A 13915-nucleotide genomic window follows, 5' to 3' on the forward strand; every position below is an offset into this window, starting at 1 on the left:
CGCTCAGGGAAAAAACAAAGCGCCGAATAATCCTGCTTTAGTGTAAGCATTTGCCCTGGTAAAAATCGCCATGGCAAACACGCCAAGGCTCACCAGAAAATCCTTTCAGCCTTTTTCAATGACAAACGCCAGGCAAAAAAATGCCCGACCGAAGCCGGGCTTTTTGTTTCGACGATGATTACAGGTTGTAACCGCGCTCGTTGTGCTGGGCCAGGTCGAGACCGACCGCTTCCTCTTCTTCGGTAACCCGCAGCCCCATGACCGCATCCAGGACCTTGAGGATGATGAAGGTGACGATGGCGGTGTAGATCACCGTGAACCCCACGCCTTTGGCCTGGATCCAGACTTGGGCGGCGATGTCGGTCACCGTGCCGAAACCACCCAGGGACGGAGCAGCAAAGACACCGGTAAGGATCGCACCGAGGATACCGCCGATGCCGTGTACGCCGAAGGCATCCAGGGAATCGTCATAGCCCAGCTTGCGCTTGAGGCTGGTGGCACAGAAGAAGCACACCACGCCCGCCGACAGACCGATGATCAGAGCCCCCATCGGGCCCACGGTGCCAGCGGCCGGGGTGATTGCCACCAGGCCGGCCACCACGCCCGAAGCGATACCCAGGGCACTGGGCTTGCCGTGGGTGAGCCACTCGGCAAACATCCAGCCCAACGCTGCGGCGGCAGTTGCAATCTGAGTCACCAGCATGGCCATGCCGGCGGTGCCATTGGCGGCGGCGGCAGAACCGGCGTTGAAACCAAACCAGCCGATCCACAGCATGGCCGCGCCCATCAGGGTGTAGCCCAGGTTATGGGGCGCCATGGGGGTAGTCGGGAAGCCTTTGCGCTTGCCCAGCACCAGGCAGGCCACCAGGCCGGCAATACCGGCATTGATATGCACCACGGTGCCGCCGGCAAAATCCAGCACGCCCCAGTCGCCCAGCAAGGAACCCGGGCCGCTCCAGACCATGTGCGCGATCGGCGCATACACCAGGGTGAACCACACGCCCATGAAGATCAGCATCGCAGAGAACTTCATCCGCTCGGCGAAGGCACCGACGATCAGCGCCGGGGTGATGATGGCGAAGGTCATCTGAAAGGTGACGAACACCGCTTCAGGGAACAACGCGGCCGGACCGGTGAGGCTGGCCGGAGTGATACCCGCCAGGAACGCCTTGGAAAAACCGCCCACGAAGGAATTGAGATTGACCACGCCGGCTTCCATCCCGGTGGTATCGAACGCCATGCTGTAGCCGTAGATGAACCACAGGACCGTGATCAGGCCGGTAATGGCGAAACACTGCATCATCACCGAAAGAATGTTTTTCGACCGCACCATGCCGCCGTAGAACAGCGCCAGGCCAGGGATCGTCATGAACAGCACCAGGGCTGTGGAGGTCAGCATCCAGGCGGTATCGCCAGAGTTGAGGACTGGAGCCGCCGCTTCGTCTGCCGCCATGGCCAGGCCTGGCATTACGAGGGGCAAAAGGGCTCCTAGCCCTGCGAATTTACGCAGAGTCATATTGTTTTCTCCTGGGGCGTTGGGTTTGGCGGCTTAGATTGCGTCGGTATCGGTTTCGCCGGTACGGATGCGAATAGCCTGTTCCAGATTGACCACGAAGATCTTGCCGTCACCGATCTTGCCGGTGTTGGCAGCCTTGGTTATCGCCTCGATAACCCGGTCAAGATCCTTGTCGTCAATCGCGACATCGATCTTCACCTTGGGCAGGAAGTCGACTACATACTCCGCACCGCGATACAGCTCGGTGTGACCCTTCTGCCGGCCGAAGCCTTTGACCTCAGTAACGGTAATGCCCTGCACGCCGATTTCGGACAGCGACTCGCGCACGTCGTCCAACTTGAACGGCTTGATGATGGCAGTGACTAGCTTCATGAAACTCTCTCCCGAATTGGTGGACTTGCCCCAGGAAAACAAACCCGGCTCAAGTCTAAGCGCAGTGCCTGGCTTTGTAACGCATCGTCGGCCTTCCTCAGCCCGGCCGACGCCAGCTAACCGCCCCGGACGAAACACTTCCCGTTCCGCCTGTCGCACTGCATTCATCACAGCGACTGCATCAGTGCATGGGTCACCAGGGTCTAAGCAGAAAGCTTGCCATCTCGGGAAGAATCAGTGATTTCAGTCCTTTGCCCGCAACCGCCGAGGCATACCGCAAATCGAGGCCCCGGATACGCACAATAACGGTGCGCGGGCGCCCGGCCAGATGCGCGAAAAACGTGCAGACCGGCCACCCGCAAGCCCCTCTGTCGTGCGTGATACACTGCGAGCCATCTGCTATTCAGGACACTCCCATGCTCGCGCCCAAAGACCTTCTCGACGCCCTGAGCGGCCACGCCTCGCGTTTGCTCAGCGGTGACACGCCCCTGCCCCGCAACGAAATCGAAAGCCAGTTCAAGGCCCTGCTGCAAAGCGGCTTCAGCAAGCTGGACCTGGTCAGCCGGGAAGAGTTCGACAGTCAGATGGTGGTTTTGGCCCGCACCCGGGCGCGCCTGGAAAGCCTGGAGGCCAAGGTGGCCGAGCTGGAAGCCCGGCTCACTCCGCCCGCCCAGTGAACTGATGCATTCGCCTGCAGGCCCCGCCCTGCGGGCGACAGCCACGACAGCGCCGACGACATATCCTGTCTGCATTCAAGCTGCCATCGCCCCACTCCCCTCAACTATCCTTGCAGCACCGCAGGACGCGGCTCCCGCTGTTTCAAGGAAGTCTTTCGATGTCCCTGGCAATCATCCACAGCCGCGCCCAGGTGGGCGTACAGGCCCCGGCTGTCAGCGTTGAAGTGCATCTGGCCAACGGCCTGCCCAGCCTGACCCTGGTCGGCCTGCCGGAAACCGCCGTCAAGGAAAGCAAGGACCGGGTGCGCAGCGCCATCCTCAACGCCGGCTTCGACTTCCCTGCCCGCCGCATCACCCTCAACCTGGCCCCGGCCGACCTGCCCAAGGACGGTGGACGCTTCGACCTGGCCATTGCCCTGGGCATCCTCGCCGCTAGCATGCAGGTACCGGCCCTGGCCCTGGACAACATGGAGTGCCTCGGTGAACTGGCCTTGTCCGGTGCTGTGCGTCCGGTACGCGGCGTGCTGCCGGCGGCGCTGGCGGCACGTGATGCCGGACGCACCCTGCTGGTGCCTCGCGCCAATGCGCAAGAAGCCTGCCTGGCTTCAGGCCTCGAAGTAATCGCCGTGGATCATCTGCTGGAAGCGGTGGCCCATTTCAACGGGCACGCCCCCATCGCGCCCCATGTCAGCGATGGTCTCCCCCCGAATCCACCGCCCTACCCCGACCTGAGCGAAGTCCAGGGCCAGCTCGCCGCCAAGCGCGCCCTGCTGATCGCCGCCGCCGGAGCCCACAACCTGCTGTTCAGTGGACCGCCGGGCACCGGCAAGACCTTGCTGGCCAGCCGCCTGCCTGGTCTGCTGCCGCCGCTTCAGGAAGACGAAGCCCTGGAGGTGGCGGCGATTCAATCGGTGAGCAGCCACACGCCGCTGCGTCATTGGCCGCAGCGGCCATTTCGCCAGCCTCACCATTCAGCCTCAGGTCCAGCGCTGGTAGGCGGCGGCTCGAAACCCCAACCGGGAGAAATCACCCTGGCCCACCACGGCGTGCTGTTTCTCGATGAGTTGCCGGAGTTCGACCGCAAGGTCCTGGAGGTACTGCGCGAACCCATGGAGTCCGGGCAGATCGTCATTGCCCGGGCCCGCGACCGGGTGCAGTTCCCGGCGCGCTTCCAGTTGGTGGCCGCGATGAACCCCTGCCCCTGTGGATATCTGGGTGAGCCCAGCGGGCGCTGTCGCTGTACACCCGAGCAGATCCAGCGCTACCGCAACAAACTGTCTGGCCCGTTGCTCGATCGCATCGACCTGCACCTGACCGTAGCCCGTGAAGCCACGGCCCTGAGCCCCGGGCCACAGGCAGGCGAGAACAGCGCGAGTGCCGCCATCCACGTGGCCCTGGCCCGGGACCTGCAGCGGCAACGCCAGGGGTGTGCCAACGCCTTTCTCGACCTGCCCGGCTTGCGGCGGCACTGCAGCTTATCCACAGCCGACGAGCGCTGGCTTGAAGCCGCCTGCGAACGCCTGAACCTGTCACTGCGTGCCGCCCACCGCCTGCTCAAGGTGGCGCGGACCCTGGCCGACCTGGAACAAGTGGCCGCCATCCATCGCGAACATTTGGCCGAAGCGCTGCAATATCGGCCCGGCACCGGTTGATGGCGCATTCCCTGAACGGCGCTGCCCGCAGAACTATCTGCGCGTCAGAGCCGCCCCAGGCCCATCAAGGGTGCACGATCATGATCCACTGGAGCTTTTGGCCTGCCGCCACTGCATGCACCCGCTCTATATCCAGGCACTGGCGGCGCTGCAAACCTCGACCAGCCAGCAGAAGATCTGCCCTGGGCCGTTCCCTCATCGCGTTCAACGCCCCCAGGCAGAAATACCCGCTCCTGCCAGCAGCCCCCTCGCCCCGTGCCTTGCTGGGCGAAGGGCATTCCTCGATAGAGTGCATCCCCACAGGTCGCGCAAGAGACAGGCATCCCCCGCATCAATCCTTGAACCCCAGCAACAGGCCCGCCACCTCCATGACCTCCTCCTGCGCCGCCTTGGCCGCCTCGGGCGAAGCCCGCAGCAACAGGTCGTCGGCATACCCCATGGTCTGGGCGAAGATCTGCCGGGCCGCGCGCCCGGAATTGATACAGCGGAATACCCCCGCCTGTACGCCATCGTCGATGATCGCCGCCAGCAGCGCCTGCCACTGGCCGTTGATGCTCAAGTAGGCCTCGGCCAATTCCGGGTCATGCATGGCTTCGTCCCAGGCATCCAGCCACAACGCCCAGCCGGCGTCGCTGGAATCCGGCAGGCAATCACGGAGAAAACCCTGCAACGCCTGCAACGGCGCAGCATCGCGCAACGGCTCCTGCATCGCCTCCAGTTGCTCGTTGGCAAAGCGCACGAAGGCCTCGCGGCGCAGCTCCTTCCAGTCGCTGAAATAGTGATAGACGTGACTGCGGGACAGGCCCGCATGCTCGGCCAGATCACGGGTGGACACATCGGCGAAACCCTTGCTGCGAAACAGCTCCAGGGCTGCACCGAGGATCTGGTCTTTACGGTCGTTACGAGACATCGGCCATCGAACCTCTTGGCGCCAGGACAAACGGCGCTTGCATTTTGAGCGATCGCTCAAAGATAATTGAGCAGTCGCTCAATATTAACCGTTATCACACTTGCGGTGCAGTCATGTCTGTTGTCATTCCACCCGTTGCCGTGGATTCCACCCAAAAAATCGGCCAGCAGTCCGCCGGCCAGACCCTCAAGGCCATCGCCCGCGCCTACCCGGGAAAGCTGTTTTTCACCTTGTCCCTGGTCGCCCTGGAAAATGCCCTGCTGCTGGCGTACCCATTGTTCGCCGGATTCGCCGTGGACTCGATCCTGCGCGGGGACAGCGCCCATGCGCTGATCTACGCCATGGTGGTGCTGGGATTCTGGGTGGTGGGCGCTGCGCGTCGGGCGGTGGATACCCGGACCTTCACACGCATTTATGCCGACCTTGCAGTGCCGGTGATTCTCAACCAGCGCCTGCAACAGCAAAACACTTCCACGGCGGCAGCCCGGGTGGTTCTGGCCCGGGAGTTCGTCGATTTCTTCGAAAAGCACGTGCCGACCATTACCACCGCCCTGGTATCGATTGTCGGTGCTGCGGTGATGCTGCTGGTGATCGAGCCCTGGATCGGTCTTGCCTGCCTGGGCGCGCTACTGCTGTGCGTCACCCTGCTGCCGCGCTTTGCCCGGCGCAACCAGCAGTTGCACGAGCGCCTGAACAACCGGCTGGAAAAGGAAGTCGGCATGGTTGCCAAGGTGGGCGCGGCTTCTCTGCAGCGTCACTACCGCCTGATATCGCGGCTGCGAGTCTGGCTTTCGGATCGGGAGGCCGTGGCCTATCTGTTTCTCGGCGCCGTGGCGGCCCTGCTGTTCGTCATCGCCATCAGCCAGCTGGCGCTGTCGCCCGAGGTCAAGGCCGGCCATGTGTACGCGGTAATGACCTACCTGTGGACCTTCGTCAGCAGCGTCGACGAGGCCCCGGGCATGGTCGACCAGTTGGCGCGCCTGCGGGACATCGGCAAGCGCGTGGACCCGGGGCTCGGAGAGCCGGCGGCCCCGCTGTGAACGTCAGAACGGCCGGATGCGGTAGCCGCCGGCGTTCTGCTCGGCAAACTTGTAGTAGGCCGACAGGTTGACCTTCTCGGTGATGTGCTGGGCGAACGACACACCGTCATCGCCCCAGACCCGACCGATATGGCTGTAGGCAAAAGCCTGCGCGGCCCACTTCTTGTCGCCCTTGGACATGTTGTTCATGGCCACGTAGCCAGAGGACTGGCTGGACATGCCACTGACCTTGCCACTGACGTCGTTCTGGCCATTGGTCACCGGTGAGATGAACACCTTGGCACTGGCAGTCCGGGCCTCGGCGTACTGCGAGAGTTTCTGGTTTTCCGAGTGGTTGAGCACCAGCAGCACCTTGCCCTGGAGCTGGCTGGCGGTGGGCCAGGACTTGCCCTTGAGGTTGCCTTGCAAGGCACCTGCGCCGCTGCCGATATGGCTCGCCAGGTCTTGCGGGGTGTACAGCTTGCCCTGGAAGATCCGGGCTACCAGCTCATCGAAATCCTTGGGGGTACGCCCCGAACTCTCCTTCGACCAACCCTGCTTCTTGTCCAGGATCACCGTGATGGGGAAGTGCCCCGGGTGATTGTCACTCCAGTTCTTGACGTCGTTCAGGCAGGCTTCCAGATCATTCTTGCCGGTGCCGTCGCCGGTGCAATTGTTGTCATTGCCGGACTGGAACAAGGAGCCGGGGTTGTGCCGCACGAACCAGTGGCGTGGCGAGCCGCCGGTGACGGCATCGCGCTGGTCCCAGAAATCCAGTTCCAGGGTGCGCACGCTGTCGAGCACACTGGTGAAGGTGTTGGCGTATTGCTTCTCGTAGCAGTTGTGGCACGCGACCTGGGCAATGCCGTTGAATGGAGTGCTCCAGGAGGCCGGGGCGATGAACCCGGGGCTTTCCTGGCTGAACGCCGTGTGGCTGAGCATCAGGGTCGATAGCGCGAGTACGCGAGGGACAAAACGGGTGAGATGAGTCATGCCAGCTCCTGCCAAAAGGAATGTCCTTGAAGGGCAAATCACTGCTCATCTGTTTTAGTCGAACCCGGCGCCATTGCAACTTTCGCCCTCCGGCAAGGTGCCGGAGGGTTAGGCGGCGGTCATCAGCGGAAGCGGTCGACTTCCTGGCGCAGGTCCGCAGCCAGGGCTTCGAGCTCCCGGGCGGTGACCGCCAGGTTGGACACCACTTCACGCTGTTCGCTGTTGGCCTGGGCGATGCTCTGCAGGTTGCTGCTCAGCACCGTGGCGGTGCTGCTCTGCTCCTGGGTCGCGGTGGTGATGGCGGCGAACTGCTCGCCGGCGCTGCGGCTCTGTTCATCGATCAGGGCCAGGGCCGAGGCAACATCGGCATTGCGCGACAGGCCTTCCTGCATCAGGCGGTTGCCTTGCTCCATGGTCTGGATGGCATGCCCGGTTTCCTGCTGGATGCTGGTAATCATCTGGGAGATTTCATCCGTGGCTTCACGAGTGCGGGAGGCCAGATTGCGCACCTCATCGGCCACCACGGCAAAACCGCGGCCCTGTTCCCCGGCCCGGGCAGCCTCAATGGCAGCGTTCAGCGCCAGCAGGTTGGTCTGCTCGGCAATCGCGGTGATCACCCCGACGATCCCGCCGATCTCCTGGGAGCGCTGGCCCAGGGTATTGATCACCGTGGCGGTGCTGTCCAGGGCCCCGGCGATCTGCTCCAGGGACGACGAAGCCTGCGCCATGGACTCGCGCCCGATGTGAGTCTGCTGGGCATTCTCCTGGGCCAGGCGCTGGGTGCTGCCCATGTTGTCGGCGATGTTCAGCGAGGTGGCACTGAACTCCTCCACCGCCCCCGCCATGCTGGTGATCTCGCCGGACTGCTGCTCCATGCCTTCATAAGCGCCGCTGGACAGGCCGGACAACGCCTGGGCCCGGCCATTGACCTCGGCGGCGGAACGGCGAATGTGCTCGACCATGGTCGACAAGGCTTCGCCCATCTGGTTGAAGCTGCGGGCCAGTTGGCCGATTTCGTCCTGGCTGGAGACATCCAGCCGTGCGCTCAAATCACCACCGCCCAAAGCCTGGGCCTGGCGCACCAGGTCGCTCAGGGGGGCCAGCTTGCTGCGCAGCAGCCAGACCGTGGCCCCCACCGCCAGCAACATTGCCAGCAGGCTGCCGATCACCAGGCGAATGCCGACACTCCAGGTCACCGCACGGATCTCGGCCTTGGGCATGCTCGCCACCACCGACCAGGGGCCGCCCTCGAATGGCACCGCCAGGCTGTAGAGGTCCTCGCCCTGATCGCTCCAGAAGCGGCCCTTGCCAGGCTCCCCGGCTGCAACCGTGATGACCTTCGCCGCGGCGTCCAGGCCCTGCACACCCGCCGGCGGTACCAGCCACTGGTGCTGCTCGTCGAGCAAGGCCAGGGAACCGCTCTGGCCGATGCGGAAACGCTTGAGGTTGGCGAACTGGGCATTCTGCGCATCGGTGTAATCGAAGCCGACAAACAGCACCGCGATGACCTTGCCGCTGCGGTCCAGTACCGGGGTGTACTGGGTCATGTAGAAGCGTTCGAAGAGCAAGGCGCGACCGACATAACCCTGGCCCGCCATGAGCTTCTGATAGGCCGGGTGGGCGTGATCGAGCAAGGTGCCGATGGCACGACTGCCATCCTGCTTGCTCAGGGAGGTACTGACCCGCACGAAGTCATCGCCACTGCGTACGAACAGAGTCGCAACACCCGCAGTCATCTGCTTGAACTGGTCGACTTCGGCGAAGTTGTTGTTCAGCACCACATCCCCCAGATGCAGGCCGGGCGTCTGGACGCCGGCCACCGTCACCGGTTGCCCGGGATGCAGGCTCAAGCCGCTGCTGAAGCGGTTTTCGAACAGGCCGCTGAGGCGCTGGGTGCTCTCGCGCAGGCTGCCATGAAAGGTATTGAGCTGGTCGGCCAGCAGGCGCGCTTCACTGGCCAGGTGCTCTTCTCGGGTGTCGAGGTTGGCCAAATCCAGCGAACGCAGGGCAAACAGGGTGCTGCCACTGATCACCAGGGCGAGTATCAAGGCAAGGGCAAGCCCTAGCTGAGAGGCTATCCGGGCACGGGGTTGGGACATGATGGCTCCTGGCCGAGAAGGCGGATCATCCTGATCAAGTGGCACGCTCGGCGACAATATTTCCAAGGCATTTTAGTGAGTTAGGACCTTCCTGCACGCTGGTTCCATAACCCATGGATTCGGCGGCATCGGGCAATACTTGAGCGTGTTGCAAGGATATCTGCACGCCCCCGCCGGCCGGGCACTGCATCGTTTCAGCCCAGGCGCTCTACCTCAGGCAATTGCATGGCCTGGACCTCGCCCTGGAGAAAGTCGCTGAGCCGCCGCAAACGTTCACCACCGGGTCGGGTCTTGGGCCATACCAGGTAGTAATTCAGGCCGCTGGCCACCGCCGTCGGCCAGGGCAGGCTCAAGCGCCCCTGGGCCACATCCTCGGCCACCATCAGCAAATCGCCCATGGAAACCCCGTAACCTCGCGCTGCGGCAATCATCCCCAGCTCCAGGGTGTCGAATACCTGCCCGCCCTTGAGGGAGACCTGATCGGTCAGGCCCATGTGTTCCAGCCAGCTGCGCCAGTCGCGGCGGTCCGGAGTCGGGTGCAGCAGTTCGGTGGCCGCCAGCCGCGCCACATCCCAGGGCAGGTCTTCGAGCAGGTTCGGCGCGCCCACCGGAATCAGCAATTCGGGAAACAGATAGCTGGCCTCCCAGTCCGGGGGGAAGTGCCCATTGCTGAGCAACACCGCACAGTCGAAGGGCTCCTGGTTGAAGTCCACCGAGTCCACGTCCATCCAGGCGCTGGTGAGCTGCACCTCGTTACCCGGCTGCAAATGGCGGAAACGGCTGAGCCGCGCCAGTAGCCAGCGCATGGTCAGGGTCGAAGGCGCCTTCATGCGCAGGATGTCGTCTTCGGCGCGCAGGGTGTTGCAGGCCCGCTCCAGGGCACCGAAGCCTTCACGGATGCCCGGCAACAGCAGCCGCGCGGCTTCGGTCAACTGCAGGTTGCGCCCGCTGCGCCGAAACAGCCGGCAGGCGAAATGCTCTTCCAGGGTCCGGATATGCCGGCTCACCGCGCTCTGGGTAATCGACAACTCTTCAGCGGCCCGGGTGAACGAGCTGTGCCGAGCCGCGGCTTCAAAAGCACGCAAGGCATAGAGAGGAGGAAGACGGCGGGACATGGGCGCTCTCCGGGACAGGATAGCGCCACGCTACCAGAAAGCCGCTCTCATGAGTTTTAATCATGCCAGCAATCATATTTATCCCTTTGTGCAATGGGCCAAGAGCGCCGAGAATCACCGCTCTCCCCGAATTCTCCGTCACCGAGCCTGATGACCATGCAGCATCCAGCACGTACCGAACTCTGGGCCATCCTGCGGCTGGCGGGGCCGTTGATCGCCTCGCAGCTGGCGCACATGCTGATGGTCCTCACCGACACCCTGATGATGGCCCGCCTCAGCCCCGAGGCCCTGGCCGGTGGCGGCCTGGGCGCGGCCAGCTACTCCTTCGTCTCGATCTTCTGCATCGGCGTGATTGCCGCGGTGGGCACCCTGGTGGCGATTCGTCAGGGTGCCGGCGATATCGAGGGCGCCGCGCGCCTGACCCAGGCCGGGCTCTGGCTGGCCTGGCTGATGGCTCTGGTGGCCGGCCTGCTGCTGTGGAACCTCAAGCCACTGCTGTTGCTGTTCGGCCAGACCGAGAGCAACGTGCAGGCCGCCGGCCAGTTCCTGCTGATCCTGCCGTTCGCCCTGCCCGGCTACCTGAGTTTCATGGCCCTGCGCGGCTTCACCAGCGCCATCGGCCGGGCAACTCCGGTGATGGTCATCAGCCTGGGCGGCACGGTGGCCAACTTCCTGCTCAACTACGCCCTGATCACCGGCATGTTCGGCCTGCCGAAGCTCGGGCTGGTAGGCATCGGCCTGGTCACGGCCATCGTCGCCAACTGCATGGCCGTGGCGCTGGCCTGGCACATCCAGCGTCATCCGGCCTATGCCGCCTACCCCTTGCGCCAGGGCCTGGCCCGCCTGAACACTCACTACCTGCGGGAACTCTGGCGCCTGGGCCTGCCCATCGGCGGCACCTATGCAGTGGAAGTCGGGTTGTTCGCCTTCGCCGCGCTGTGCATGGGCACCATGGGCAGCACCCAGTTGGGCGCGCACCAGATCGCCCTGCAGATCGTTTCGGTGGCTTTCATGGTGCCAGCGGGGATTTCCTACGCCATCACCATGCGCATCGGCCAGCACTACGGCGCCGGGCAACTGCTGGATGCACGCCTGGCAGGAAGGGTGGGGATTGGCTTCGGCGCGGTGGCGATGCTGGGGTTTGCCATGGTCTTCTGGCTGTGGCCGAACCAGTTGATCGGCCTGTTCCTGGACCATGACGACCCGGCCTTCGCCGAGGTGATCCGGCTGGCCGTGAGCCTGTTGGCGGTCGCCGCCTGGTTCGAATTGTTCGACGGCACCCAGACCATTGCCATGGGTGCAATCCGTGGCCTGAAAGACGCCAAGACCACCTTTCTGGTGGGTCTGGGCTGCTACTGGCTGATCGGCGCGCCTGCGGCCTGGCTGATGGCCTTTACCCTGGGCTGGGGACCGACCGGTGTCTGGTGGGGCCTGGCCCTGGGCCTGGCCTGCGCGGCCATCAGCCTGACCCTGGCGTTCGAATGGCGGATGCGGCGCATGATCAAGCGTGAGCCGGCGGTCCCGGTGATGAACTTGCACGCCGGCCAGACCGATTGAAACCCGTGGCGGCGCTCGAAGCCTGTGGCGCCGAACGCCCCCACGGCAGCCGGCGGCAGGTCGTTAAACCGCGCCTTCCTGCAGCGACTGCTGGCTGCTGCCGAAGGTCAGGTAATCCATCAGTTCCGCCAGGGGCAGCGGCTTGCTGATCAGATAACCCTGGACCTGATCACAGCCAAAGCCCCGCAACAAGGCCAGCTGTTCAGCGGTCTCCACCCCTTCGGCGACCACATCCAGGTTGAGGTTGTGGGCCAGGTTGATCATGGCGTGAACCAGCTTGCGGTTTTCTTCACGCTGCTCCATGCCCCCGACAAAACTCTTGTCCACCTTGAGCAGGGTGATCGGCAGGCTGTTGAGGTGGACGAAGGAGGAAAACCCGGTGCCGAAGTCGTCCAGGGAGAATCGCACCCCCAGGCGCCCGAGGGCATCCATGGTCTGCTTCACCAGGTCGCTGCGGCGCATCACTGCGGTTTCAGTCAGCTCGAACTCCAGCCACTGCGCCTCGACTCCGCGCTCGCTGATCAAGCGGCTCAGGGTCGAGAGCAACTGGCTGTCCTGAAACTGCCGGAACGACAGGTTGACCGCCATGTGCAGCGGCGGCAGCCCGCGCTCGCGCAGGGCCTGCATGTCCCGCAGCGCACGGGAGATGACCCAGTAGCCCAGGGGCACGATCAGCCCGCTCTGTTCGGCCAGGGGCACGAACTCGCTGGGAGGCAGCAAGCCGCGTTCGCCATGGCGCCAGCGCACCAGGGCCTCAAGGCCGACGATCTTGCCGTCATGCAGGTTCAGCCGGGGCTGGTAGTGCAGCTCCAGCTCGTCCCGGCGCAAGGCCCGGCGCAACTCGCTTTCCAGGTCCGCGAGGCTGCGGGCATTGCGGTTGATCCGCTCGTTGAAGATATGAAAGGTGCAGCCTTGGGTGCTCTTGGCCTGCTGCATGGCGATGTGCGCATGCCACATCAACGGGTCGGCACCGGCATGGGCGCGGGCATGGGCGATCCCCAGGCTGCAACCGATCAACAGGCTTTCACCGTCGACCCAGTAGGGTTCGGCCATGGCTTCAGTGATGCGCTCGGCCATCCATTCGGCGCGCTGCGGTGCGCGGCGAGTATCGATCAGCAGGGCGAATTCGTCGCTGCCCAAACGGGCCAGTTGGTCACCGGCTTCCAGCTGGCTCTTGAGCCGCGAGACCACCTGCAGGATCAGCCGGTCACCCGCCTGATGGCCGAGGGCATCGTTGGCGTGACGAAAGTTGTCCAGGTCCAGGTGCCCGAGGGCCAGGCCACGCCCGTCATTTTCCGCCAGGCGCGCTGCCAGCAGGGTCTGAAAGCCCTGACGGTTGGCGATGCCGGTCAGCGGGTCCTGCTCGGCCAGGCGCTGCAGAGTGTTTTCCAGCACCCCGCGCTCGCGCACATGGCGCAGGCAACGGCGCAGGGCATCAGTGCTCAGGCAGGAACCCACCAGCCAATCGCTGACACCCACCGGGGGCGCCGGCGGTTCCTGATCCAGCAGCAGGACTGTGGGCAAGCTGCAACGCCCGGGCCCGGGCTGCAGGTGAGGAATGGTCAACAACACCGCATTGCGGTCGTCTTCGAACAATCGACTGACCGACTCCCAGGTAGGAGCACTGATCAATACCACCGAGTCTCCCAACGGAGCGACACACTCGCGCAACAACGCTGTCCACACCGGCTCTTCGGCCAGTAGCAGCAAACGCAAGGGTTCGACAGGCTTAGACAAGCTAGCTCCCTAGACTCTGCAAAATAAGTTGGCGGCGGGCATTATGGCGCGCAAATAAGCAATAACAATTGATATTGATTATCATACGCAATTTCTTGTACCGCTCTAACTCGAACATTAGCCGCATATTCAGCGCGCATCCTGAGGGAAAGTATCAAAACCGGCAAATTTAGATAGCGTTGTGCGTCACAAGTCGGAGAGAGGCGGCAGAATCTGTCCATCCTGTTAAAATGCCCGCCCTTTTCGTCACCGACCCCTTTTTAACGTC

At 63.7% G+C, this 13915-nt stretch carries 11 protein-coding genes and 1 pseudogene; 4 read left to right on the forward strand and 8 right to left on the reverse strand.

The genetic code is table 11. The annotated features are described in order from the left end of the window. Positions 1-178: 178 nt before the first annotated feature. Together ACZ5BO_RS33895 and glnK are read right to left on the reverse strand one after the other, a co-directional pair. The gene (locus tag ACZ5BO_RS33895; RefSeq protein WP_025130874.1) at positions 179-1516 is read right to left on the reverse strand and encodes an ammonium transporter; all 1338 of its coding nucleotides are present in this window, start codon (positions 1514-1516) and stop codon (positions 179-181) included. 33 nt (positions 1517-1549) lie between these two features. Next, positions 1550-1888: a P-II family nitrogen regulator gene (gene glnK, locus ACZ5BO_RS33900; protein ID WP_002555808.1), complete on the reverse strand. Its 339-nt coding sequence runs from the start codon at positions 1886-1888 to the stop codon at positions 1550-1552. 416 nt (positions 1889-2304) lie between these two features. Between glnK and ACZ5BO_RS33905 the strand changes: the two genes are divergently transcribed. After that, entirely contained in the window at positions 2305-2565 is a 261-nt protein-coding gene (locus tag ACZ5BO_RS33905; RefSeq protein ID WP_025130873.1) for an accessory factor UbiK family protein, read from the forward strand. A 158-nt stretch (positions 2566-2723) separates the two neighbouring features. Beyond that, positions 2724-4217 (forward strand): YifB family Mg chelatase-like AAA ATPase, encoded by a 1494-nt coding sequence (locus ACZ5BO_RS33910; protein WP_464697597.1) that lies wholly within the window; start codon positions 2724-2726, stop codon positions 4215-4217. Between the two features lie 331 nt (positions 4218-4548). On the opposite strand, the gene ACZ5BO_RS33915 is transcribed toward ACZ5BO_RS33910, so the two are convergent. Further along, a complete protein-coding gene (locus ACZ5BO_RS33915; RefSeq protein WP_464697598.1) occupies positions 4549-5127 on the reverse strand; it encodes a TetR/AcrR family transcriptional regulator in 579 nt (192 codons plus the stop codon). A gap of 113 nt (positions 5128-5240) precedes the next feature. Between ACZ5BO_RS33915 and ACZ5BO_RS33920 the strand changes: the two genes are divergently transcribed. Next, the gene (locus ACZ5BO_RS33920) at positions 5241-6167 is read left to right on the forward strand and encodes an ABC transporter six-transmembrane domain-containing protein (RefSeq protein ID WP_025130849.1); all 927 of its coding nucleotides are present in this window, start codon (positions 5241-5243) and stop codon (positions 6165-6167) included. Positions 6168-6170: 3 nt separating this feature from the next. Here the strand turns inward: ACZ5BO_RS33920 and ACZ5BO_RS33925 are convergent, their stop codons facing one another. The 4 genes and pseudogenes from ACZ5BO_RS33925 to ACZ5BO_RS33940 all read right to left on the reverse strand — a co-directional run bounded on the left by ACZ5BO_RS33925 (position 6171) and on the right by ACZ5BO_RS33940 (position 10353). Continuing rightward, a complete protein-coding gene (locus ACZ5BO_RS33925) occupies positions 6171-7139 on the reverse strand; it encodes a Ca2+-dependent phosphoinositide-specific phospholipase C (RefSeq protein WP_464697599.1) in 969 nt (322 codons plus the stop codon). A gap of 122 nt (positions 7140-7261) precedes the next feature. After that, positions 7262-8122, reverse strand: a complete 861-nt coding sequence (locus ACZ5BO_RS33930) for a methyl-accepting chemotaxis protein (RefSeq protein ID WP_464701422.1) — start codon at positions 8120-8122, stop codon at positions 7262-7264. Positions 8123-8164: 42 nt separating this feature from the next. Next, positions 8165-9238 (reverse strand): annotated as a pseudogene (locus ACZ5BO_RS33935) (Cache 3/Cache 2 fusion domain-containing protein); the annotation flags it as partial. 194 nt (positions 9239-9432) lie between these two features. After that, complete coding sequence (locus tag ACZ5BO_RS33940) at positions 9433-10353, reverse strand: LysR substrate-binding domain-containing protein (RefSeq protein WP_025130846.1); 921 nt, start codon at positions 10351-10353, stop codon at positions 9433-9435. Between the two features lie 150 nt (positions 10354-10503). Here ACZ5BO_RS33940 and ACZ5BO_RS33945 point away from each other — a divergent pair, with 150 nt between their 5' ends. Next, positions 10504-11910, forward strand: coding sequence for a NorM family multidrug efflux MATE transporter (locus ACZ5BO_RS33945; RefSeq protein ID WP_025130845.1), 1407 nt, complete (start codon positions 10504-10506; stop codon positions 11908-11910). Positions 11911-11973: 63 nt separating this feature from the next. Here the strand turns inward: ACZ5BO_RS33945 and ACZ5BO_RS33950 are convergent, their stop codons facing one another. Further along, positions 11974-13647 (reverse strand): putative bifunctional diguanylate cyclase/phosphodiesterase, encoded by a 1674-nt coding sequence (locus ACZ5BO_RS33950; RefSeq protein ID WP_025130844.1) that lies wholly within the window; start codon positions 13645-13647, stop codon positions 11974-11976. Positions 13648-13915 lie beyond the last annotated feature (268 nt).

This window comes from Pseudomonas sp. FFPRI_1, assembly GCF_055384485.1.